Here is a 23,246-nt window from a genome sequence, read left to right as displayed (position 1 = left end):
GGCCGACAGCACTCAGCTGTAGTAGGCGATCTTGTCGTCAAGGACCCTCAGGGCCCGGCGCAGCGCCGCCACACGCTGCTCCAGGGTGGCACGGCGCTCGCGGAGGAAGGTGACCCGTTCCTCTGCGGAATGCTCGGCGCGCAGGATGGCGACGAATTCCCGCAGGTCCGCGATGCCCAGGCCGGCATCGCGAAAGCACGTGACCAGGCCGATCCAGAAGAGGTCGTCCTCGGTGTACTGCCTGCGCCCACCGGGGGAGCGCCGGATCGGTCCGATCAGCCCTTCGCGCTCGTAGTAGCGCAGTGTGTCCAGGGAGACACCGGTGCGGCCGGCCGCTGCTGCCGGGGTGAGAAGGGGAGTGGTCACAAGGCTCCTTGTCCGGCCGTTGCTACCGCGCTCCGGCGAAGCGCGCCAGGTGCTCGTCGCTCAGCCGCACACGGCGTGCGGCGAGTGCCTCCTCGATCTGCTCCACCCGGCTCACGCCGACGATCGGGTCGATCCCCCGGCGCATCAGCCATGCGAGGACGACCTGGTTCCTCGTGGCCGCCAGCTCGCCGGCCACCTCGTCCAGAACGGAAAGCACACGGGTGGTACCAGGATGATCACAAGTCCGTGGAAGCGGCTTGTCCGCGCGCACGTAGGAACCCCACATCAGCGAGCTGTACGACCACATGGTGAGCCCTTCCGACTGCGCGAAGTCCATGTCCTCGTCGGTGAGCAGGCGATGGCCGCCCTCCGCGAGCGGGGTGAGCGGGCGCGGTTGGACAAGTGAGTGGCGCAACTGCAGGGCCGTCCAGGGTTCCACGCCCTGTTCCCGGGCGAGCGACCGGGCGCGCTCGACGCGCCAGGCAGCATGATTCGCCGCGCCGACGCGCAGAGCTGTGCCCTTCGTGACCAACTCGCCGAAGGCACCGACGGTCTCCTCCAGCGGCACAGCGCGGTCCTCGGCGTGAGCCCAGAGGAGATCGACGTGGTCGACGCCGAGACGCCCCAGGCTCCCCTCGACACCGATTCGTACGGCGTGGGCGGAAAGCCCTTCGGCGCTCCGGGGCCAGGAGTGCGGAACGAGCGGGTTCTGCCGGACTTCGTCGCGATCCGCACTGCGTCGCGCGCGCCGGGGCGGGAGCGAAGCCACGCGCCGATGACGCGCTCGCTGGCCCCGCCGACGCCACTCGGATCGACCCAGAAGGAGTAGCAGTTCGCGGTGTCGAGCCAGACACCGCCTCCGCCGACGAAGGAATCGAGGATCGCGAAGGATGCGTCCGGCCCGACGCGAGTGCCGAAGTCCATCGTCCCGAGGACGATCTGGGGTTCAGTGGTGGTGATGTCCATGCCTCCGATCCTCGGATCTGGAGCGCGCTCCAGGTCAAGTGTGCTCGGAGAGACGATTCGAGCTCCGGCCACCGGCGGCGGTGGTCTGGTGCGGCGGGCGCGTGTCGCGAAGCCCGGGGAGGGCGATCCCGGGCGAGCGGCCCGCCGTACGGTTCATCACCAGGGGTGCTGACCGCCGCGCAGCTCTCTGGCGGCGGTGGCCCGCTGCATGTCCGCCTGAGGCGACACCTTGTGTCGTCCGTCCACGCGCAGATCTCCGCGGCACCTCGCCGGACCCCTTCGTCCATGCCGGACCGAAGTCCCCCACGAAAGAGCCAGCCGAGACCTGGTCCTTGACGCATTTAGGATTGCGAGGTGTGACGGCAGGAACTACTGACATCGAGAAGGCAGCCGGTGTGCTGCGCGCCGGGGGCCTGGTGGCCCTCCCGACCGAGACCGTCTACGGTCTGGGTGCCGACGCAGAGGACGCCGCCGCTGTCTCGCGCATCTTCCAGGTCAAGGGACGCCCGCCCTCGCATCCTCTGATCGTTCACATCAGCGGGGCGGAGCACTTGGACGACTGGGTCCAGGAGGTACCCGCGACGGCCCGTCTGCTGGCCGAACGCTTCTGGCCGGGGCCGCTCACGCTGGTCCTGCGGCGCGGGCACCGGGTGCCCCTCGAGGCGACGGGCGGCCTGGAGACGGTGGCGGTGCGTGTGCCCGGCCATCCTGTGGCCCTCGCGCTGCTGTCGGCCTTCGGTGGCGGCGTCACGGCCCCTTCCGCCAATCGGTTCGGCTCGGTGAGCCCCACGACCGCGGACGACGTCCGCGCGGAGCTCGGCGACGCCGTCGACTTCGTGCTGGACGGCGGCCCCTGCCAGGTCGGTGTCGAGTCGACCATCGTCGACGTCACCGGCGAGCTCCCGACCATTCTGCGTCCCGGCGGGGTGACGCGCGAGGACCTCGAAGCAGTGCTGGGATGCCCGCTCGCGGTCCCTGCGACCAGCCACGTCCGGGTGCCGGGCCAGCATCCGTCCCACTACGCGCCGCGTGCTCGGGTCGTTCTGGTCGAGCCGGAGAGGGTCGTCGCCGAGGCGGAGGCGGCGCAGGAGTCAGGGCACCGGGTCGGTGTCTTCCTTCCGGCAGCCTTCGCCGGCGCCGAGGTGAAGGTGCACGCGGTGGTGCAGGTTCCCGGTTCGACGGCCGCCTACGCGCGCGGGCTGTACGGGTTCCTGCGCGAACTCGACCAGCGGGAGTGCGACCTCATCGTCGTGTCACTGCCGGCGCAGGAGGGGCTGGGACTGGCGATCGCCAACCGGCTCCGTCGCGCCGCGGGGCCCCGGACCACCGTGTGACCGGAGCCGTTCCCCCGGTCCCGGCACACTTCGCAGGCCCTCGCGCCAGGTCGGCACGGGGACTGCCCGCGTGGTCGGCTCCGTGAGCCGTCGGGCGGTGCCCTTTCCGACGTGATCGAGCCGTGAACCCGGTGGGTTCCCCGCCGTGAATACGGGTCACCTCCGACCGGGGCACATCACGCCGGGCCGGCCACCCCGGTGCGGTCATGACGCGGTAGGGACCGTTGCGTCGAGGCCGCGGGAGGCGACGGGCTGTGCACTGCCGCCGGCCAGCCGGTAGGACAGCCCCACCACACCGAGGCGCCCGGCCGCCACCCGCTCGGCCAGGGCGCGGGAGCGTTCCAGCAGCAGGTCCACGGTGTTCTCGATGTGCTCGGCCAGGGTCTCGTCGGCCTGGTCGTGTCCCGCGGTGCGGGCTGCCAGCAGGATCGGGGTCTCCCGTTCGACGACGTCTCGGAGGAAGCCGCCGGGTACCTGGCCGCCGTCGGGTGTGGCACGGGCGGCCGCGATGGCCCCGCAGGAGTCATGGCCGAGCACGACGACGAGCGGGGCGTCCAGCATGCTCACGCCGTACTCGATGGAGCCAAGGAAGGACTTCTGCACCGGCGACATGCCCTGCGGTGCGCACCAGAAGCAAGTCCCCGAAGATGATCTCGGCGGCCAGCCGGGAAGACCGTCGCCGTCTGGGGGACGAGGAGCAGAAGCGCCGCTGGCGGCCTGGGCCGAGCTCCGGCGAGTAGGCCCGCGCAACGACTGCCTCGCGGCCCTCGACGTCGTCATGAGTGACGGGTCCCGGCAGTTGCACGTCGCGGCTCACTGGAGCAAGTGGCCGGCCACAGGCGGCGTGATGCGGAACGTGCAGCCCTGCCCGGGTGCGGTGTCGAGGGCGATGCGCCCTCCGTGAGCCGTGACGAGGGCGTGGGCGATGGCGAGGCCGAGCGGCTCGGCGAGCACCTTGATTGCCAGGCCTCCGATGCCCACACCGAGGATGGCCGTGAGCAGTGGAAGCCCTGCGGCGAGCAGCGAGCCGAAGGTGAGGACCACCGCATCGTCTCCGGTGCCCCCGAGGGAGCAGAACCCGCGCACTCAACCGCGGAGATCCCCTACACCACACAGCGGGACGCCATCCGCGACCGGCCAGCGCCTCCGGAAGGAGAGCCGGCCCAGCCGGGAAAGGAATGTGGCCACAGCGAAGGCTCCACGCCAGGTCGGTGCGGATCGGAACAGGCACCGACGCTGTCAGCCCGTCCTGATCACCTCCGGAGAGATTCTGGGAGCTTCCTGAGAGTTTTGAGCAATGCGTCGAGCCCGGGGCGAACGGCCGTCGGCCGCCCTGGCGACAGGTGCGGCTGCGGGCGCCGCCGCCGTCCGCCGCTCAGTCTCCGGAGCTGTCGGGCCTGAAGGCCTGGGCGATCTGGGCGTACCGGGTGGCCAGTTCGAGGTCGTCGGACTGGTGGAGGGTGCTGTCGTAGCGGGCGAGGCACAACCGCGTCCAGGCCAGGCAGTAGGCACGGATCTCAGCGTCGGTCATGTCGTGGATCTGGAGGCCGGCGATCCCGGGGTGGTGCAACTCCGGCATCGGCTCTCGGATGAACTGGTTCGGCGGCCCGGCTGTGGGCTCGGGAGCTGGGTGCGGCTCGGGTTGACGATTCCAGGGACGGTCCTTGGCCATGGGCTCATCCTTCCGATGGTGGCGGGGCTGCCTTCCGACTTCTCGGCACCTGGAGACCGTTCCACCAGTCGCTGATCAGGGCAAGCAGCCATGACAGATGACGGGGAGAGTGAAGTAGGCGAATCAGAACAATGGCAGCTTGTCCGCGTTCTTGGTCATCGACGCGGGTGGCGTCGGCTGGGTTCGTCTTCGCACCCTTGGTCGCGGTCTGGGCCACCGCCGTGGGTGATGACGAACCGGTGCACCTGGGGAAGGGTGCAACCCTTGTCAGTCCAGGTGCCGGCGATGGCTGTCCAGGTGGCCCCTGTCTTGTCCGACCAGGCCTGCTGGAGGTCGGTGCTGGTGTGCTCGTAGGTATGCGCATGGGAAATGGTCAGTCGCGGTCGTGGATCGTGTCGGATGAACTGCGGTCGCCGATCGAGCCGTTGCTGCCGAAGCCGGGTCCGATGGAGACCGAGGGCAGACCGCGGGTGCCGGACCGGCAGGCCTGTGCGGCACCCTCTTCGTCCTGCACACCGGCATCCAGTGGGAGTCCTTGCCCCAGGAGCTCGGCTTCGGCTCGGGCATGACCTGCTGGCGGCGCCTGGCGGCCGGGAACGAGGCCGGCGTCTGGGACCGGATGCACAAGCTCCTGCTGAACGAGCTGCGTTCGAAGAACCAGCTGGGCTGGGAACGGGCGGTGCCCGACACCTCGCCCCTGCCGGGGCCGCCCGGCGGGCCCAAAAGCCGGGCCCAGGCCGGTCGACCGCGCACGGCGGGGCAGCAAGCACCACCTCATCGTCGACGGACAGGGCCTCACGCTGGCGGTGTCGCGGACCGGTGCAAACCGCAACGACGTCACCCGACTCGAGCTGCTGCCCGACAAGATTCCCGCCGTCGCGGGCCGGGGCGGCAGACCCCGCCGACGCCCCGACGCACTGCTGGCCGACCGCGGCTACGGACCACGACAACATTCCCCGGTGAGCCAACCTTGTCGGTAGTCGACTTGGCTTGCGGGGCCCTCTTGACGGCACTTGGAGTGGCGCTAAGGTCTAGACCTGCGCACGTTAGGTCTAGACCTGCGTGGTGGCCTGATCGGCGAAGTCGCGGTCCGGGGCGGGCTGGTTCGACGTGACCGAAGGGATGGAGATGTCATGCACATGAAAAGAAGGGTGGCCGTCGCGGTCGGGGCTCTGATCGCCCCGCTGGTCGCCGTCAGCCTCCCGGCGAGTACGGCGAACGCCCACGGCTGGGTGGTCTCGCCGAACAGCCGGCAGGACCAGTGCGCCTCGCGCGTGGTCAACTGCGGCCAGATCAAGTGGGAGCCGGCGAGCGTCGAGGGGCCCAAGGGGCTCCGCAACTGCAGCGGCGGCGACGCCCGGTGGGCCGACCTCGATGACGACAGCAAGCCCTGGAGGGTATCGCCGGTCGCCACCAACCAGACCTTCACCTGGCGCATCGAGGCACGGCACGCCACCTCCAACTGGCAGTACTTCATCGGCAACCAGAAGATCGCCGAGTTCCCCGGCCGGGGCGCCCTGCCCCCTGCGGAGGTCAGCCACCAGGTGAACTTCGGCAGCTTCACCGGCCGCCAGAAGGTGCTCGCCGTCTGGAACATCGCGGACACCGCCAACGCCTTCTACGCCTGCATCGACGTCAACATCGGCGGGGGCGCCGGAGACGGCGGCGGCACCGGCGGCGGAGACGACGGCGGCGAGCCCGGCGACTGCACGGCGGTGCCCTGGGCCTCCGGCACCGTCTACAACGGCGGCGAGACCGTCTCGCACAACGGCCGCAACTGGCGCGCCAAGTGGTGGGTGACGGGCGAGGAGCCCGGAACCACCGGCCAGTGGGGCGTCTGGGAAGACCTCGGCGCCTGCTAGCGCCCCTGTGCAGCCCGGCACGACCGGGCCGGCGCGCACCCACCCCGGGTGCGCGCCGGCCCCGGCGCACACCTCGGTGCCCACACCGCACCTCCGCCACCGGCTGCGTCTCCTCCACTTCCACCAGGAGCCTTCGCCATGAGAGTCCGGAACAGAATGCTCGCCTGCACCGTCGTCGCCCTGCTGGGCGGTGCCGGCACGCTGGCCACCCCCTCCGCCGCGCAGGCGGCCAACCTGTCTACGCGGACGACGACCGGAACGTCTGCTCCGCTCTCCGGCTGTGGCTCCAGGTCGGCTGAACCCGCCGCACCGGGCGCCAGCCGGTGAGCGCGCCCCGTCCCACGGGTCACTCACCGGCTGCCACTCCGGCCGCCGGTGGGCCCCCGGCCGGGGTGGCGGCCAAGGCCCTTGCCGGCCCGTGGGAGTCCGTCCCCGCCGACGGCACGTCACCAGTCGACGTGCGCCTCGATCCAGCGGTCCAGCCCCGCTGGGTCGTCCGCGGGCGGCAACTCGGGGGCCAGCCCGAGGGGAGAGGCGGCCAGTTGCAGATGGGTGAGGTAGCCGTATGGGCCGTTGTCCGCATGGGGCCCCACGATCACTGCGTGCGTGGCGGTGCGCCAGATCCGGTGGGGCATGGGCGGGCCCGTCACCACGGCCGCGTCGCTGGCGACCGTCCGCTCCGGTGGGGCGCCGAGATGGGCGGCGACGGCGTCCGCGGCCCGGTCGAGCACCCCGATGCACGCCTCCACCGTGGACGGGCGCCGGACGGTCCAGCCCGGGGCGCGGCCCCAGTCGTCCACGAGGTCGCCCAGCCAGGGCATGTTGTCGAGGTCCTCGTCTTCAGGGTCGACTGGATAGAGCTCGCCGAACGCCAGGAAACTCCGCGCCGTCAGATCCCCGAACGGGGCATCGCCCTCGGTGCACAACGGATGCCCGAAGCCCGTGCGGTAGGAGTCCGGCAGGCATTCGTGCTCCCAACTCCAGCCGTGGGCGCGCAGAGCGGCATCGACCGCGTCGAAGTCATCTGCAACCGCGGGCTGTTGCGGCAGGGCGAGGAACTCCGCCACGGCGGCAGGAGTCAGGGAGCAGTGCGCCAGTGCGTGCACAGGGGAGGGCATGGCGTCAGGTTAGGGCGTGCCTGCGGGGCCCGGTCGAGCCGCTGCCCGCACCTCAGCGCGCCCCACCCTCAGCGGGGCGGGGCGGATGCCGTGCCGGGTGGGGAGGAGGTGCCGGGCTGCTTCGTCGGGGTGGTGGAGCACGAAGGTCGCTCGGAGGCGGGGTGCCGCCCGGGCCGGGAGCGTGACGCACACTGTCGACGTCAGCTACTTCGCCACGGCAGCCGACGCCCCGGCGATCAGTTCGTCCGCGGTCACCGACACGCGCTGAGCCGGTCCCACAACGAGTGTCAGCCGGCCTTCTGATGCGACTGACGCTGCGAGACCGGGGGCGGGCCGAAGAGAGACGCTCCTCGGTGCCCGTCACCGCTTCCGCGGGACGCCGCAGAGGGCAAGAAGGTCGTCCATCATGCTCTCGAACAATGGCAAGTGATCATCAAACGACGAGGCCAGATGCCCATAGACGGCCATGCAGAGCAGTCCGTAGATCTGGCGCCAGCAAGTGATCATCACCATGGCGACACCTGGTGGGTAATCGTGCCCCATCAGCCGTCCGTACGCCGCTACCTGCGGCCACAGGCGCGGATCCGTCTCCTGCTCCGAGGGGTATGTCAGGATGCCCCGACGCCACAGCTGTGCAAATGTCCTGCCGAACAGGCCACCGAGCTCTTGGATCAGTACCTGGTCGACCGGCCGCCCGGAGGCGACCAGTCGCGCGTAGCCCGCGCCCATGAGGAGATCGAACTCACCTGGGTTTGTGACCGACCAGTCCAGCACTGCCCTGGTGGCTGTGTAGAGCTGGCCACCGAGATCCTCCGGGTCGACCGCGCCCACCGCCTGGGCGACGATCGTCACGAAGTCACGGGTGACGGCCTCGTAGACCCTCAGCGTGAGGCCTGGTTTTCCCTCGAAGTAGCGATACAGCGCCGGGGGAGTGACCCCCAGCTCGCGAGCCACGGCTGACAGACTGAGGGCCTCGACGCCCTGGGCTGCGATGAGCTGGCGCGCCACTGTGAGCGCGTCGCGCTCCAACTCGGCGCGTAGGCGCTCGCGACGTGACACGGACCGACCGGCATCTCCCGTGGTGGACGACGGCATCCTCACCTCTCTGGGGCGTCGAGAGTGACAACTCGGCAGATCGTCAACAGGTCTGCTGGAAAGCCGAGTTGCCGTGATCCCATGCTATGTGGTTAATAGTCTTCACTCAATTGATGGGTGTAACGTCAACACCCTGGCGCTGTGAAGGGATGGCGCATGATGCAGCACAGACGGGCCTGGCTCAGCGCAATCGTGGTCCTGGCCGTCCTGACCGTCGCCGGGATCTCGTGGTGGAGGACCCAAGGTTCTGCCGCCCGCCTCACCATCACGATCGCCGGACTACCGGGCAACGCCCAACCGGTGGTTGCCGTCACCGGGCCCGGCGGATTCAAGCGGTCCGTGAAGGCATCCAGCACGGTGGAAGTACCCGCCGGGCGCCTGCACCTGGCACCAGTACCCGTCAAGGCCGCACAAGCCACCTACTACACCGCAGACGATGTCCTCAGCGTCGAAATCGACGAAGGTGAGGCTTCTCGTGTGACAGTCGACTACCGCGTCGCTGTCTCCGACAGAACAACGATCCTGAATCCTGAGTCCACCGGACTGCTGGAACAACCGACCACGTCCCGGCTGCTGTTCGCCCGCACGTCTCAAGACGCCCGGTCTCTCGAGAGCGGCGACTTCGTCGTCGCCGCAGAAACGCCACTCACCCCTGATGGCCTGGTACGCAAGGTCCTTGGCGTGAGAGAGCAGGGCAACCAGCTCGTCGTGCAGACCGAGGACGCCTCACTGCGCGAAGCCATGCCCAAGGCGGTGCTCCGCTTCGGCCAACCGGACAAACGTCAGGCCGGCCAACTCTCACCTGCTGCCTACACGCTACCGGCACAGGCCCCGGCCGACCCGGAACCCGAGAGCCAATCAGAAGGCACCATCAAACTGGACACCATCGCGGGCAAAGGCAAGCTCGAAGGCCTCAAGTGTGGTGGCACGCTCCCGCTGATGAAGGCCGAGAACAACGGCATCGTCGTCAGTTTGGACGGCACCGAAATCGGTTGGACCCAAAGCAGCCTGAAGCTGCACGTGAAGGAGACGACCAAGCTCACACTCGGCGCTACGCCGGGAACATACTGCAGCTACGACCTCGAGCTCGGACGAATGCGTGCGCCGTACGTCACTGCACAACTCCTGAGGGTGGGACCGTTCAAGGTGGTGCCGGAGCTGTCATGGCGTCTGGGCGGTGAGCTGAAGGGCGGCGCCCCCGCGAAGCTCGAATACAGCAACCCGATTGACTACCGAGTCACGGCACAAGTGGGCGTCAAGAAGAACTCGGTTACGGCGACCGGGTGGCCACCGAAACCCTCAGTCGACTTGATCGAGGCGGGTGATCTCAAAGCGAAGGCGACGCTCGGCTGGCGGCTTACGCTGGAAGCCAGCCCTGTCATCGACCTGTTCCTCACCGAGGTGCACGTCGGCACCTCAATGGCACTCGAGACCGAGATCGAGGTTGTCAAGCAGACAGCGCAAGTCAAGTTCTTCCCCGAGGGCATGGTCGGCGTGGGCGTGGTCCCCGGTCCGCTGGGCGAAGGCCGGTCGGCCGAAATTGCTTTCCCCCTCGCCAAACCGACAACGATCTGGGAGGCAAGTCCCAGTGAACTGGCGGCCGCCAAACCCCAACCTGAGCCGTCGACATCGAAAGCGGCGAACCCCTGCCCCACCACAGCCTCGTTGAAGGCCGCCGTGGGGGCATCGCTCCGGACCCCCGCTGACGTGTACCTGGGAGCACACGAGTGCTGGCCGGGGTGGTCGGCGGTTGTCTGGTCCGACACTCCCGCATCAGATACCGTCACCATGAGCGTCTTCACACGCACCGCAGGAAAACTGGAACTGGCAACCCACTTGGTACCCGTTCTGAACGACCCGAACGATCCACACTGGCTCAGTGACTGCCGAGAGCTCCGAGACATGAAGCCTCCATCCGAACTGGTCGACTTTGTCGGGTGCCCCGAATCGACACCGACTCCCTCCACCACCATCGACGCTGCCGCAGCTCTGCGACACATCGAGCAGCAGAGCTACACCGCGATGATCACCGCCAAGGAGTTGGCCGCCATGCCCGGCCCGCTCCGAGCCGTCGAGGCCTCCTGCGCCGGCAGCGCGAATGGCAACTGCACCGGCGTGTTCTTCTTCTACGGCAACCGGTACGTGGGCAACGCCTTCGCCGGCCAGCTCCGCATCACAGCCCAGAACGGTACTGAAGTGACACTGCAGCGCCCGATCTTCAAGGACACGGATCCGACCTGCTGTCCATCGGGAGGAACCGAAACCCATCAGGTTCGATGGAACGGCACCGCAATCGACAGCAGCCCCGCCCTGCCCCATCTCGAACCAGCGGACGAGCCCATGTAGCTGATCGGCCCCGTAGACTCGCCACCCAGGCACGTATGGCGCACGCATGGACACCGGCGGCCCAACCCGCACGTGCTCAGTGCGGGGTCCGGGGCTCCGGTCCGCGACGGCTACCCACGTGTCTGGGAAAGGGCGGGTAACGCTGACGTGTTCTCGTTCAGCGAAGGTACAGATGCCACCGGAGGGCCAGACGCGAACACCGCGCCAAGCTCTCAGTGTCCTGCGCACGCGGCGGTAAGAGGCCTAACAAAGGCGTCGGACGTGGCGGTGGACGGTCAGGTAGACGGAGAGGTCGAGGAAGGCCTCGTGCGATGGTCCCGTGCCAGAGACGTGATCATGTGGCTGTAGCGATCGGCGTACAGGAGCCCTGCGGGCACCACGTGGAAGCCGGCGTTCAGTGCTTCGCGCGCGATCCTTCCCAGCAGGGCGATGTCGGCGCCGCGTGCGGTGTCGTGTTCCCTGAGCACGTTCCGGCGGATCACGTCCTGGCCCAGGATAGCGATACCGCTGACGTAGTGATCTCGCAGGCCTTGGGCCACGCTTGACTTGCCTGAGGCCGAGTTGCCGCGGATCACCACAAGGCGAGTGTCCTCACGGCCGCACGCAGTGGACAGAGGACGGTGTGTGCGGCTCGGTGTGCCGGGCATGAGGGCCAGCTTGGACCGGCATACCCGGACAGTTGCTCACATGATGCGCGGATCGCATCCACCTGGTCGACGGTGAAGGTTGCCCGCGCCGGCAGATGGCGTGCGGGTGTTCGCCGGCTTCGACGACGCCTGTGGCAGTGGCCACGAGTCGTCCTTGCGGTGGGTGGGGTGCGCCAGCCAGCAGCCGGCCGACCTCGTCTGTGACGACCGCGATGGCACCGAACCACGCCGCATGCCGAGACGACGCGGCGTACTGCGCTGCGGGCACAGCGGCATGCGGTGAGACGCATCCGGAGGGGAGAGGGGAGAGGTCATGTAGCTCTGCCTTCCGAGACGTTGGACGGGCGGGTGTGCAGCGTGCCGGCGAAAGGTGTGCAGAGGGCACCGCCGTTCATCTGGTGCTGGGGCTCCCGGTGCTGCGGGGCACGATCTGGCCAGTTCACGGTGATCTGGGTGTGCTTCTTGGTGAACACGTGTGGTTCGTGGTCCGTGTCCGCCGAGGCACGGTCTGCTGCCGGGCGGACGGTGATGAGGGGGCAGCGGACGCCCCTGTGGTTGCGTTGCCAGTGCTCGACCTGCTCGGCCATCTCCTGCGCGGCGAGGTGCCCCTGGGCGCCGTAGCCATGGACGACGAACTCATATTGGCCCTTGCCGTCCTCCCCGTCGCCGATGCGCTCATGGGCCAGCCGGGCGAGGGACGCACCGCGGACGATGGCGGCGCCGGGCCAGTGCTTGGGTGGCGGGTTCAGGACTCCGTTGTTGACGTCGGGGGCGACTTCCAGGCGGCAGAAGCCGGGCAGGGCGCCGGCGAGGTAGAGCATGAGGGCGTCGAACGGTTCCTGGCCGCCGACGGTGATGTTGGTGCGGGTGACAGTCGGCTCGCGGGTGAGTGCGGGGGCGAGCTGGTCGACAGGCAGCGGGGTGCCGTCTTCCCAGAACAGGTGCACGCCGGTGCCGGGGACGGTGCGGCGGTTCGTGTTCCAGGCGCCGTCACCCTGCATGGCGACGAAGCCGCAGACGATGAGCGGCTCGTCGCTGTGCAGTGCTCCCTTGACCTTGGTGAAGCCGATGGCCCAGTGGTAACCGTGCAGACGCAGGGGCGCGACGAGACGGCCGCTCTCGGCCAGGGCGTCGATCCATGGCAGGTCCCAGGTGTCGACGGTGACCACGATGGCGTCGAATCCGCCGTCCGGGATCAGTCGTGTGGGCACGTGCTCGGCGTCTGCGGTGACGACGCGGACGCCGTCGTACCCGCTCTCGGTGAGGAAGCGGGTGGCCCGCTCGGTGACGGCAGGGTCGATGTCGAGGGTGGTGACGTGACCGGTTGGGCCGACGAGTTCGGCGATCAGGGCGGCGTTGTAGCCGCCGGAGCCGATCTCCAGCACGTGGTGGCCGGGCTGGATGCGGGCGGCTTCGAGCATGTCGGCCTGCAGCCATGGGGCGGAGATGGAGCTGATCACTTGGCCGTCGGGCGCATGGCGGGTGGCGACGATGTCGTTGGCGTACGCGGCTTCGAGAGACACCTCGGGGGCAAAGGCGTGGCGGGGTACGGTGCGCAGGGCGTGGTCGACTGCGGGGGTGCGGAGGTGTCCGGCGGTGGCCAGGTGGTCGGCCAGTTGGCGGCGCAGGGAAGCGGCTGCGTCGAGGTCCGTGGTGGTAAGGGGCGTGGTCACGGTAGGCCCTTCGGGCGAGTCGGTCATACCTGGTCCGGGACGGTGGGCGCGGTGGGGCGGGGGATGGCCGTCGTCGGGGCGTACTGGGCGGCTTGGGCGTCGAACATGGCGGCGTACCGGCCGCGGGCGGCGATGAGTTCGTCGTGGGTGCCGTGTTCGGTGAGGTGCCCGTTGTTGAGTACGTAGATGTGGTCCGCCTTGCGGACGCCGGACATGCGGTGGGTGACCAGGACGACGGCCCGGTTCGGGGCGGCGAGGCGGCGGATGCGGTCGAAGGCTTCGATCTCGGCTTCGGGGTCGAGGGCTGAGGTCGGCTCGTCGACGATGAGGACGCCGTCTGCCTGTGATGTTGAGCTACGCCAGTGTGTGCGGGCCAGGCCGATTTTCTGCCATTCGCCGCCCGACAGTTCGGTGGCGCCGCGGAACATGCGGGCCAGCAGGCTGCGCAGTCCGTCGGGGAGTTTGGCGATGACGGGGCCGGCGACGGCGTAGTCGACCGAGGGTTTCAGGTGGTCGTCTGTTGCGGGGTGGTCGGGGCGGCCGAGGCGGATGTTCATGGCGGCGGTGACGGGCCAGCGCTGGAAGTCCTGGGTGAGCAGGGAGACGCGCTCGAAGACCTGGGCGCGGTCGAGGTCGACGAGGTCGGCCTCGCCCCAGCGCAGCGTGCCGGAGGCGGGCAGCAGCATCCCGGAGAGGATCTTCATCAGGGTGCTTTTGCCGGAGCCGTTCTCGCCCACCACCGCGGTCACCGACCCCATCGGCAGGGTCAGGGACACCCCGTCCAGGGCGGCCGTGTCCCGGTCGGGGTAGCGGTAGGTGACCTGGTCGAGAACGATCTCCTTGACGCGTTCCGGTACGGGAGCCCCGCCGGTGGGCAGTGTCCGCTGGGCGGCCTCGGTGAGGAAGCGGCCGTGGTCGCGGACGTAGAGGCTCTCCTCGTGGAGCTGGTTGATGTTCATGACCAGGGCGCCCAGGCTCGCCGAGCCGGTGCGTACGGCGATGACGGCGGTCCCTGCGACGGCGAGGCTCATGTGCCCTGCCATGATCAGCCAGAACATGGTCCCGTAGGTCGCGGCCATCGCCAGTCCCGACAGGGCGGAGGCGACCCACTCGGTCAGGGCCTTGCTGGAGGCGAGGCGTTCCTGCTCGGTTTCGGCACTCTCGGCCATGCGTTCGTAGCGGCTGAGCAGGAAGGGGCCTACGGCATGGAGTCGGACCTCCTGGGCGGCGGTGCGCTCGGTGAGCAGGTTGCCGATCAGGCGGCTGGCCCGCACGTGCTCGATCCAGCTCATCACCGACACGTACCGCTCCTGCGCGACCCGCATGGCGCCCCAGCCGCGCGGGGCGGCGATGAGGATCAGCATGGGCAGCAGCGCGGGGTGCAGTACGGCGAGGACGCCGGCGGTGGTGATCAGGGAGATGAGGCCGTTCAGTGCGGCGACGCAGGAGCTGATCATGCGGCGGGCGGAGCCAGGGCCGTGCTGGGCGATGTCCACGAGCCGCCGGAAGTCGGGATCGTCGATGGCCTCCAGCTCTACGCGGGCTGCGGCGGCCAGGTACTGGGTGGTGGCGATCCGCTCCACCTTGGGCTCCAGCCGCCCGGCGCGGGAGGTGGACCAGGCCGACAGAGCAGAATTGACGACGCCGATGACCGCTGCGGCCAGCAGGCCGGGTAACAGGGCGTGCAGCCGCTCGGCAGCGCTGCCACTGCCGGCGAGCAGGGCGTGCATGACCGCGTTGACCGCCAGCAACCCGGCGGCTGCGGCAATGCCCTGGCCGATCTCGCTCACCCCGACCGACAGCAGGGCACGCCGGTCGGCCTGCCACGCCATGCGCAGTGTCGCACCGACGAGGCCGGGCATGGAGCGCAGCGCCGACATCATGGTCAGGTCCAACGTCGCGTGCTCGTGCTGGGACCAGCCCATGTCGTAGCGCAGAGGCCCCCCGAACAGCTCGTGCTCGGCGTCGGAGACCTGTGGGTCGGCCATCGTGACCGGGCCGAAGAACCTCTTCATCGGGCGCCTCCTGCGGGCCAGTTGGTGGCCCGGTAGGGCGGGCCGAGGATGAGTGTGTGGAAGATCGTGGCGGCATAGGGGTAGTAGTCCGAGAGGGCCTTTCTATGGGCACCCGGAAGCGCCCTTCGTGCTTGTCCGGATCGGCGTTGTACGGCATACCCGTCCACGACTGGGCCACGAACACGGCGGTGATCCGATCGAGCTCGTCATCGGCGTCGGGGGTGAGTGAAGCTGTGCAACTCCTGCTGCTCCGCGCTGGTGAAAACCCCCGCCTCCGTCTGTGCTTCGCGCCGAGCGGCGTGGTCGAGTGGTTCACCGGCCTGCAGGTGGCCGCCCACGAGGTGAGCTGCCCCGGTGCGAGGGTGGCGTCCGTCTTGCGGTGCACGCACAGCGCGGCACCGTTGGACGGGAGCAGGACCGGGCGACGTTGGCGATCAGCAGTGAGGCTCCCCGCTCACGGACGACCTCCTGCGGCAGGTGCCCGGCGGTGTGCCGGTCCAGACCGTGGGCGCTGGCGTGGGTCATGCCAGGTACCTCGTATCCGATTGTGACCCACGGACGGACGGGGCGTTGCGGTGGGCGGCGGAGCGCAGGGGGGTATCCGAGGAAGGGGTGGTGTTTTCGAACGCGGGATGAACAAGCGCAGGGCGGCGTACGGGATTCACGGGGCTCCTCGGACTGAAATGCGGACAGGTGATCGGATAACGGCGGGTCGGTCGTCGCCGTAACGGGTGGAGGCGGGCGAAATCTAGAATTCGAGTCCGAATACCGGGCTCTCTCCTTCTGTGGTCGGGCGGGACGGACTGTGATGCTGCGTTCGATCACTCATGTGGGTTGCGGTACCCCCATCGGGGGCTTGCCTGGTGCCGCCTGGGCGTCTCGGAGAAGTCGCCTCAGCTCGGATTCGCCGAGGGCGACGGTTTCGGTCAGGGACCGCTCGTGATCGGCAGGCAGGGGTCCCGGCGTCCAGACGTGCGTCAGCGATCACCGTTCCGAGCGGCGGATACCCGCTCGACACTGAGCAGTGCCAGGGTGGTTGGGTGGTCCAGCACTTCCCGCGCGGCATAGGCGTCAGGCGGGCCACGTCGGCGAGGGCTGAGGAGGCGAGCCCACGTGTGGACCGTTGACGTCGACTTCCACGGCGGCCAGGCCCGTCCGGGTCTGGAACACGGCGATGGAGGGTTCGGCACCGGCCAGGAGCGAGACCGCTGCGTGCTGGGCCTGTTCGACGTCGGCTCGCGCAAGCGGCGCCGCGACGGGCGGCAGTAGGCGCGCAGGAGGGTGGCCACTGCCATCTCCCAGGGCTCGTGGGCTGGATGGTGTCGATCATGCCGCGTGCCTGCTGGTCCAGACCCTGCTCCATCAGGGCCAGGAGACAGTCACGGTCCCCGAGGAGAAACCGCCGCCAGCACCTGTGGACCCGCCGCCTGCGCTGCCTCATGCACGGACATCGAGAGAAGTCACCCCGTCAGGAACCCGAATGTCCTGGATCTTGCCCGTGACGTCGAACCGCTGAAGGCGGTGATAGCCCGGCGTGGAGTAATGATGGTCTAGCGTCCCTGCCTCATACGATCGGTATCCTCCGTCGCGGTGTGCCGGGGACCAGCAGCAGCACCTCGAGTGCCGACGGCGGCGTGTCCCGGCTCGCTGGCACGCTTCTCATTGCGGTCCGGCCCGGCGGTTGCGCGCGTTTCATCCGGCACTGCCGAGCCGGACCGTCCTTTGTCGTCGCCGACGGCGCGCAGTGGACCGCGGCGGTCCTCGAGCATCCGCCTCATCCACCGCGGGGTGGAAAGCCGGGGCCGGCCGGGAACGGGTGGGCCCTCACGGAGCGCGTCTTCACCCTCGGAAGCCGTCCCGTCCGTGTCCCTGCTGGCGCAGCCGGCCGGGACGACGGTGTGCCTGCGCGAAGTGCCGCCGGGGAGGGACTGACCCAGTGATGCGACAGCCTCACACCAAAGCTCCAGGTCCGAGGCGGCGCTGAGTTCGTCGGAGCGGGCCCGTGCCCGGCGGGAGGCGCGTGCCCAGGTGTCCGGGTCGCGCAAGGAGTCCAGGGCGTCGATCCACGCGGTGGGATCGTCGCGGTAGGCGAAGATACCGGCCCCACCGAGGGCTTCCACGAGGCCGGGGGTGGGGTGGGCGATCACCGGGATCCCGGAGGCGAACGCCTCCACCGCCACCCGCCCCCACGACTCGTACAGGCTCGGCATGAGCACCACCCGCGCGTGGCTGTAGACGTGCTCACGCATCCGGTGCCCGGGTACCGAGTCGACCACCTCGCAGTTCGGCAGTCTCGGCGGCGGCATCACCTGCTGGCCGTAGGCGCCGCGCACGCCACGGAACCGCCACTGCGGGCTCCAGGCGGCGATCTGCCAGAACAGCTCCCCGCCCTTGTCGGCGTTCAGATTGACCAGCGTTGCGCACTCGCCCGGCTGGGTGCGGTACTCCTCCGCGATCACCGGCGGGCGCACCACGATGCTCCGCCGGGGCAGGAACTCGGGCGGATAGCGGGCGTAGAAGATCTCCCCGTCCCGGCGGATCCACTGGCTGTTGTAGACCACCAGGTCGGCGCCGGCCGCGTTGTGGAAGCTGGTGTCGAAGTTGTCGTGGCAGATCACCACCAGCGGAATGCCGGCCTCGCGGGCCAGGCCCGCGACCAGGGGCACGTTCTCGTAGTGGGACACCAGCACATCCGCCCGCCGGGCGCGGGCCACGAAGTCGATACCGGCCTGGAACGGCACCACGTGCACACCGTCGATCTCATAGGGCCGCTCGCTCCGGCCCGGGTGGGACAGCCACACCTCCACCCGGTGACCGCGCTCGGCCAGCGGGCGCAGCATCGAGTGCAGCATCCACTCCGAACCGGCGTTGTGATCCGGCGGATACCCGTACACGCGCGCCACGATCGACAACCACCGCCCGGCCGGCGCTCCCACCGCTGCCCGCGACGAACGCGGCGCCGCCCCCCGGTTCGTCTGCAGCGCATCGCTCACCAGTAGAGGGGAAACTGATGACGCGCGCAGCGGTCCCGGTCCGCCTGGGCGATCCCGGGCTTGAGGCACAGCGTGCTCAGTGGGCGCAGCAGCGGTGCGCGACAGTGGCGGCGGTGTGTCCGGTGGCGGCCAGGGTGCTGCCGGCGTCCTGATGTCCCTGCTGTAGAGCATCGTGGCGCGACGGCCCACGGACGCCGTCAGAGCCTGCAAACCGGCATTCCTGCCGTCGCTCACACCGTCTCCCAAATGAAGATCAAAAGACGACCGGCAAGAAGCGCACGGCATCGCCGCAGCACCGGGCCGAAGCGACCCGTCTCTCATCGGCCTCTCGCACCCACACCACAGGCCTGGACAAGACGTCCCGCGAACAGATCATGCGCACACCCGTTCGCACGAGATTTCACCAAGACGCCGGTCGGTAGCGGCGTGCACTGCCGGGGCGCACGCTGTCGTGCAGCGAGCGCCGGTGCACGCCCCGTGCTCGGGTGTATTGACCACGAGCGTCGTTGACGGCAGGCGTGCGGGTCCGATGGCAGACAGCGGGTGGCGGAGTTCTCACTCGAAGCGGCTGCTGTCGATGCCTTCGGTGAGCACGTCCCGGAGCGACACGACGACTGCGTGGAGGCAGGTCGCGAAGTCCTTCTCGCCGTATCCCTCAGCCCAGCGGTCGAGGGCGTTCTGGGATGCGACGGTGGCGACCTGCGCCGCCAGTTTCGCGCTGTCGTCGTCGACGCCCCGTTGCAGGAGTGCGTCCTGGATCGCGCTCGTGACCGCAGCGAGCTTGGTGCGCTCCCGCTCCTGAAGCTCCGGGCTGGAGGCGATCACAGCGCGGCGTTCGGCGGTGCGGTCGACGTGCTCGGCGAGGGCGGCGCCGACGTGAGTGAGAGCCTCGAGGGCTGCCGACAGAGGAGAAGCAGCCGGGTGGGCGTCCAGGACTGCCGCGCGCACTGCGGCGGGCAGCCGCTCCGAGCCGGCGAACAGGACCTCGCGCTTGTCGGGGAAGTAGCGGAAGTACGAGCGGCGGGTGATGCCGGCCCGCTCGGCGATCTGCGTCACTGTCACGTTGTCGTATCCATGCTCCGTGTAGAGCTCGAGCGCCGCTTGTGTGAGGCGCTCCGCGGTTCCGGGATCCCATCTGGCCATAGTCGGACGATAGCAAGTGATGTCTCACTGTGTCATCAGTGCTAGAGTCTGTGATGACACAGTGAGACATCACAGTGAGGGGGACGACCCCTGTCTTCGGCGAGGCGGACGACCGCCCGCATTCATGGCGCGACAGGAGCAGGCTCATGACCGACACCACCCAAAGCGCACGACCCGAAGAGATCTGGATCCTCGGCGCAGGAGGCCGCACCGGAAGCGCCGTCACCGCGAACCTTGCCGCCCACGGACTCAAGCCGGTACTGGTCGGACGCGAAAGCGACGGCGACCGGCTGCGCAAGACCGCTGCGGACCTCGGGAGCCGAGTCGTCATCGCGAACGGCATCGACAACATCGCGGCCGAGGTCACCCGGCAGCGACCTGCCGTGGTCTTCAACGGCATCGGGAACTACGCAGAGACAGCCCCGGTCATCGCCCGGGCGTGCATGCCCGGTGGGCACTACCTTGACCTGGCCGCAGATCTGACCGCCGTCCCCCGCCTGCTCGACCTGGGTCAGGAGGCCGAACAGGCGGGCAGCACGCTGGTGACCGGATCGGGCTTCGGCGTGCTGGCCACCGAAGCCGTCGTGATCAAGCTGTGCGAGGACCGCCCGGCCCCCGCCGCCGTGCGCGTAGACGCTCTGGCCTCGGTGTCCCTCAGCGCCGGAGTCGTCGGCGTCGCCTTCGCCGCTTCCATGATCGACATGTTTGCCACCGGTGGACGTCGTTACACCGACGGACGCATGGTCACCTCACGCCTCGGCGCCGATCTCCAAAGCCTCACCCTGCCCGACGGGGAACAGGCGAAGTCCGCGGGCGCTCCCACCGCCGAGCTCCTCGCCGCCCACCGGGCCAGCAATGCGCCGTCCGTCACGGTGACCACGGCGATGGCTCCCACCTCGCGCGCCGTGCGGGCCGTGGCCCCACTCGTCGGAAAGCTGTTGTCCATCGCGCCGCTGCGCCGCTTCGCCCTCGGCCAGATGGCCACGGCCAAGATGAAGGAATCCCCGGCCCCTCGCCGTCACTCGTGGGGGCACGCGGTGGTCACCTGGGCTGACGGCACCCGCCGGGAGGGCTGGCTGCGTGCCGACGACGGCATGGCCTACACCGCCTCGGTAGCAGCCACCGTGGCCGGCAAGCTCGCCCGCGGCGAGGGCCGGCCGGGCGCCTACACACCCGGCGCCCTGTTCGGTGCCGGCCTCGCGGAGCAGGCGGGCGGACAGTTCCTCCTCCACGACACGACCGGTCCCACCCAGGCGACCGGTCATGGACTGACGAGGTACCCGCGTCTCACCCCAACGCGCGCGGTTGACCGTATCAAGAAGCTCGGCGACATCCCCGACGGCGGCGGTCACCGCATCATGCCCAGGAAACAAGCCCTCGCCAACCGGTAGGCCGCTACGCCGCGCGCCAGGGCGACAGCCCCGTCATCGGCTACAGCTTCGTCCATCCCGCCGTCGACGACCACTCCCGGCTCGCCCACAGCGAGGTCCTGACGAACGAGCGCACAGAGACCGCCTTCTGGCAGTGCGCGCACGCCTTGCTCACCGCTCACGGCATCACCGTCGAACGCGCGTTGACCGACAACGGCTCTTGCTACCGATCCCGGCTGTTCGGACAAACCATGAGCGCGGCCGGCATCGTCCACAAACGCACCGGTCGTACCGACCGCAGACGAACGGCAAGGCGGAGAGGCTGAATAGGACCCTGCTCGACGAGTGGGCATACATGCGCCCCTACTCCAGCAACGCCGAACGCACCGACGCCCTGGCAGATTTCCTTCACATCCGCCCGGACTTCCCACCGCGAGTGAGCGCACCTTGGCCGGTCACCTCCGTGCCAGGCGCAGCCGAAAGAGTCACTCTTCTACGACCTCGATGGTGGTGGAGGCCGATTCGATGGCGCCCACCCGGAAGGTCAGATGAGTAGTTCCGGTCGCCGCGGTGACGGTGGCCGTCACGGCTACCCACACCCTGGAGTTCGGATGCTTCTGCAAGAAGTCGAGGTCCACGTTCTGGCAGGTCAGGGTCTGTCCGTCGTCGGACAGTTCCGCGTCGAAGTTCTGTGTTCTATCCCCGCCACGCGAACCCACGCTCATCTGATGCCTGACTCCGTGTTCGGGTTTGAAGGCCAAGCCGGCTCCTGGGGGCAGAGTCGCGGTGATGGTCTGCGCAGGAACTGGTCCTCCTTGGCGGACTTCCACCCCCGGGTACTCGCACTCGTTGCTGGCCCGCACCAGTTTCTTCGGCGCCCCTCCTGGCGTCACGGAGAACTGGGACCCCTCGATGATGGTGCCGCTCAGCCGGATGCCCGGGTGGCGGCCCACGACCAACTTTCCGTCGTGGTAGGTGTCGGGAGGTACCGCGGTGACTGCTTTGACCGGGATGGTGTAGATCAGTGGTCCCTTGTCCTCGGTGCAGGTGTTGAGGTGCAGGTTGCTGGTGACGACCATGACGCTGCGGTCGCGTTCGAACCGGCTGCTCAGGCTCCCTCTCTGCGCGTCGTTGCCGTTGTAGGAGTAGGCGGGCCATTCGGCGAAGGCGAAGCCTGTGGGCGCGGTGAATGTCTGCACGACGGGCCCGGCGTCGACGGTCTGTCCGGCGCGGCAGGCGGTGATCTCCACGGTGAGCTCGGCACTCTCACCGAGACCGGCCTGCGGGACCTTGACCTGGCGGATCATCAGGCTCCGCTCCTGGGGACCCGCGACCCTCCGCACTCGATCGTTGTAGGTGTCGGCGATGTACAGGGTGCCCTGCTGGTCAAGCGCCAGCCCGTAGGGGAATTTCAGCCCAGCCTTCGTGGCCTGCTCACCGTCGCCGCCGGACGCGGCCTCCCCCGTGCCCGCCACCGTTGTGATGATCCCGTCCCGGTCCACCTTCCGTACCCGGTGGCCGCCCGCATCGGCGATGTACAGGTTCCCGTCGATGTCCCGCCCGAGCCCTTCGGGAGCGCGCAGTCCGGCCCCGGTGGCCGGTTTGCCGTCGCCTGGGTCGTTCGACCCGCCGCCGGCAAACGTCGTGATGATGCCTTTCCGGTCCACCTTCCGTACGCGGCCGTTGTAGTGATCAGCGATGTACAGGTTGTCGTTGTCGTCCACGCACAGCCCGGCGGGGTAGTAGAGGCGGGCGGCGTCTGCAGGCTCGTTGTCACCGCTGAAGCCCTCCCTGCTGTCCGTGCCGGCCACCGTGGTGGTCTCGTCGGTCTCCAGGTTCACCTTCCGCACCCGATGCCGACTGCTTTCGGAGATGTACAGATTCCGCTGAGAGTCGAGCGCCAACCCTCTCGGCCAGGCCAGGTCGTCGACCGCCGTGGTGATCTTGCCCTCTGGTGTGACCTTCCGTACCCGGGAGTCCTCGCCGATGTACAGGTTGCCCTCGGCGTCAAGCGCGAGCGGCCCAGGACTGTCGAGCTGGGCAGCCCTCGCGAGCCCGCCGTCACCTCCGTGACCTTTCGTCCCGTCTCCGGCCACCGGGGACATCTTGCCGTCCGGAGTCACCTTCCATACTCGGTGGCCGCCGTGTTCGGAGATGAACAGAGCGCCGTCACCGGCCACTACCACGCCCTTCGGATCTCTGAATCTGGCGTCCACAGGGGCCCCGCCGCCCCTGCCGCCGTCCTGTGACTCGATGACGGAAACCGTGGTGATCACGCCTTCCACGGCCACGGACGCCTGGCCGTCCGGCGAGGACGGAAGTGTCAACAGCATATTCACACCGGTAAAGTCCACACTCTGAGTCACCCTTAGATCTCCTGTCTCGCGTGCGCGACGCAAGTGGCAGTGGAAGGTCTCGCACAGCCCCACCGCACTTGCTGGGAGCGGCTCGTGGCGGCACTTCCGCTCCATGGGAAAAGGGGATGCCGAGGAAGGCCGGCCGGCACATCCCCCTACGAGCATCGTCTATCAGGACCTGACAGTCCGCATCCGTATGACAACGCCCCGCATCACCGCCCCCGAGTCGGCATGACCACTCGCCGCCCAGCCTGGAAGTCCCGTAACGGGCCGCCGAGGGAGCCCGCCC

19 protein-coding genes and 3 pseudogenes are annotated in these 23,246 nt (G+C 69.0%); 7 read left to right on the top strand and 15 right to left on the bottom strand.

The genetic code is table 11. The features are described 5' to 3' along the window. Positions 1-12: 12 nt before the first annotated feature. Together AB0E77_RS22410 and AB0E77_RS22405 are read right to left on the bottom strand one after the other, a co-directional pair. The gene (locus tag AB0E77_RS22410; protein ID WP_361573312.1) at positions 13-366 is read right to left on the bottom strand and encodes a MerR family transcriptional regulator; all 354 of its coding nucleotides are present in this window, start codon (positions 364-366) and stop codon (positions 13-15) included. Positions 367-388: 22 nt separating this feature from the next. Beyond that, positions 389-1,332, bottom strand: a pseudogene (locus AB0E77_RS22405) (aldo/keto reductase). A gap of 356 nt (positions 1,333-1,688) precedes the next feature. Here AB0E77_RS22405 and AB0E77_RS22400 point away from each other — a divergent pair. Beyond that, a complete protein-coding gene (locus tag AB0E77_RS22400; RefSeq protein ID WP_361573310.1) occupies positions 1,689-2,666 on the top strand; it encodes an L-threonylcarbamoyladenylate synthase in 978 nt (325 codons plus the stop codon). Positions 2,667-2,870: 204 nt separating this feature from the next. Here the strand turns inward: AB0E77_RS22400 and AB0E77_RS22395 are convergent. The 4 genes and pseudogenes from AB0E77_RS22395 to AB0E77_RS22380 form a co-directional block, all read right to left on the bottom strand. Continuing rightward, positions 2,871-3,336 (bottom strand): annotated as a pseudogene (locus AB0E77_RS22395) (carbonic anhydrase); the annotation flags it as partial. Between the two features lie 143 nt (positions 3,337-3,479). Then, positions 3,480-3,710, bottom strand: coding sequence for an ATP-binding protein (locus AB0E77_RS22390; RefSeq protein WP_361573308.1), 231 nt, complete (start codon positions 3,708-3,710; stop codon positions 3,480-3,482). A gap of 331 nt (positions 3,711-4,041) precedes the next feature. Next, a complete protein-coding gene (locus AB0E77_RS22385; protein ID WP_361573306.1) occupies positions 4,042-4,338 on the bottom strand; it encodes a hypothetical protein in 297 nt (98 codons plus the stop codon). Between the two features lie 373 nt (positions 4,339-4,711). Beyond that, on the bottom strand, positions 4,712-4,852 hold the full coding sequence (locus AB0E77_RS22380; protein WP_361573304.1) for a hypothetical protein: 141 nt from the start codon (positions 4,850-4,852) through the stop codon (positions 4,712-4,714). Positions 4,853-5,114: 262 nt separating this feature from the next. On the opposite strand from AB0E77_RS22380, the gene AB0E77_RS22375 reads away from it, so the two are divergent. The 3 genes from AB0E77_RS22375 to AB0E77_RS22365 all read left to right on the top strand — a co-directional run bounded on the left by AB0E77_RS22375 (position 5,115) and on the right by AB0E77_RS22365 (position 6,527). Then, on the top strand, positions 5,115-5,318 hold the full coding sequence (locus AB0E77_RS22375; RefSeq protein WP_361573408.1) for a hypothetical protein: 204 nt from the start codon (positions 5,115-5,117) through the stop codon (positions 5,316-5,318). A gap of 153 nt (positions 5,319-5,471) precedes the next feature. Next, entirely contained in the window at positions 5,472-6,200 is a 729-nt protein-coding gene (locus tag AB0E77_RS22370) for a lytic polysaccharide monooxygenase (protein ID WP_361573302.1), read from the top strand. Positions 6,201-6,338: 138 nt separating this feature from the next. Next, the gene (locus AB0E77_RS22365) at positions 6,339-6,527 is read left to right on the top strand and encodes a hypothetical protein (RefSeq protein ID WP_361573300.1); all 189 of its coding nucleotides are present in this window, start codon (positions 6,339-6,341) and stop codon (positions 6,525-6,527) included. A 119-nt stretch (positions 6,528-6,646) separates the two neighbouring features. Here the strand turns inward: AB0E77_RS22365 and AB0E77_RS22360 are convergent, their stop codons facing one another. Together AB0E77_RS22360 and AB0E77_RS22355 are read right to left on the bottom strand one after the other, a co-directional pair. Next, positions 6,647-7,318: a hypothetical protein gene (locus AB0E77_RS22360; RefSeq protein WP_361573298.1), complete on the bottom strand. Its 672-nt coding sequence runs from the start codon at positions 7,316-7,318 to the stop codon at positions 6,647-6,649. Positions 7,319-7,678: 360 nt separating this feature from the next. Further along, entirely contained in the window at positions 7,679-8,377 is a 699-nt protein-coding gene (locus AB0E77_RS22355; protein ID WP_361573296.1) for a TetR/AcrR family transcriptional regulator, read from the bottom strand. A gap of 192 nt (positions 8,378-8,569) precedes the next feature. Here AB0E77_RS22355 and AB0E77_RS22350 point away from each other — a divergent pair, with 192 nt between their 5' ends. After that, positions 8,570-10,759 (top strand): LppP/LprE family lipoprotein, encoded by a 2,190-nt coding sequence (locus AB0E77_RS22350; RefSeq protein ID WP_361573294.1) that lies wholly within the window; start codon positions 8,570-8,572, stop codon positions 10,757-10,759. Positions 10,760-11,034: 275 nt separating this feature from the next. Here AB0E77_RS22350 and AB0E77_RS22345 read toward each other — a convergent pair whose 3' ends face one another. The 4 genes from AB0E77_RS22345 to AB0E77_RS22330 all read right to left on the bottom strand — a co-directional run bounded on the left by AB0E77_RS22345 (position 11,035) and on the right by AB0E77_RS22330 (position 15,432). Then, complete coding sequence (locus AB0E77_RS22345; protein ID WP_361573293.1) at positions 11,035-11,337, bottom strand: hypothetical protein; 303 nt, start codon at positions 11,335-11,337, stop codon at positions 11,035-11,037. A 380-nt stretch (positions 11,338-11,717) separates the two neighbouring features. Then, complete coding sequence (gene fxlM, locus AB0E77_RS22340; RefSeq protein WP_361573291.1) at positions 11,718-13,079, bottom strand: methyltransferase, FxLD system; 1,362 nt, start codon at positions 13,077-13,079, stop codon at positions 11,718-11,720. Positions 13,080-13,102: 23 nt separating this feature from the next. Next, positions 13,103-15,094, bottom strand: coding sequence for an ABC transporter ATP-binding protein (locus AB0E77_RS22335; RefSeq protein WP_361573289.1), 1,992 nt, complete (start codon positions 15,092-15,094; stop codon positions 13,103-13,105). Between the two features lie 206 nt (positions 15,095-15,300). Continuing rightward, on the bottom strand, positions 15,301-15,432 hold the full coding sequence (locus AB0E77_RS22330; RefSeq protein ID WP_361573287.1) for an NUDIX domain-containing protein: 132 nt from the start codon (positions 15,430-15,432) through the stop codon (positions 15,301-15,303). A 775-nt stretch (positions 15,433-16,207) separates the two neighbouring features. On the opposite strand from AB0E77_RS22330, the gene AB0E77_RS22325 reads away from it, so the two are divergent. Beyond that, positions 16,208-16,363: a hypothetical protein gene (locus tag AB0E77_RS22325; protein ID WP_361573285.1), complete on the top strand. Its 156-nt coding sequence runs from the start codon at positions 16,208-16,210 to the stop codon at positions 16,361-16,363. Positions 16,364-16,644: 281 nt separating this feature from the next. Here AB0E77_RS22325 and AB0E77_RS22320 read toward each other — a convergent pair whose 3' ends face one another. Continuing rightward, complete coding sequence (locus AB0E77_RS22320; protein ID WP_361573283.1) at positions 16,645-17,988, bottom strand: glycosyltransferase family 4 protein; 1,344 nt, start codon at positions 17,986-17,988, stop codon at positions 16,645-16,647. A gap of 654 nt (positions 17,989-18,642) precedes the next feature. Then, complete coding sequence (locus tag AB0E77_RS22315; RefSeq protein ID WP_361573281.1) at positions 18,643-19,230, bottom strand: helix-turn-helix domain-containing protein; 588 nt, start codon at positions 19,228-19,230, stop codon at positions 18,643-18,645. 1,304 nt (positions 19,231-20,534) lie between these two features. On the opposite strand from AB0E77_RS22315, the pseudogene AB0E77_RS22310 reads away from it, so the two are divergent. Continuing rightward, a pseudogene (locus AB0E77_RS22310) lies at positions 20,535-21,012 on the top strand (DDE-type integrase/transposase/recombinase); the annotation flags it as partial. A gap of 73 nt (positions 21,013-21,085) precedes the next feature. Here the strand turns inward: AB0E77_RS22310 and AB0E77_RS22305 are convergent. Continuing rightward, positions 21,086-22,966 (bottom strand): SMP-30/gluconolactonase/LRE family protein, encoded by a 1,881-nt coding sequence (locus tag AB0E77_RS22305; RefSeq protein ID WP_361573279.1) that lies wholly within the window; start codon positions 22,964-22,966, stop codon positions 21,086-21,088. Positions 22,967-23,246 lie beyond the last annotated feature (280 nt).

The sequence above is a fragment of the Streptomyces sp. NPDC032940 genome, from assembly GCF_040636935.1.
Taxonomy (GTDB): domain Bacteria; phylum Actinomycetota; class Actinomycetes; order Streptomycetales; family Streptomycetaceae; genus Streptomyces.
The sequence above is the reverse complement of the archived record's forward strand: the minus strand, read 5'-3'. Positions and strand labels throughout refer to the sequence as shown.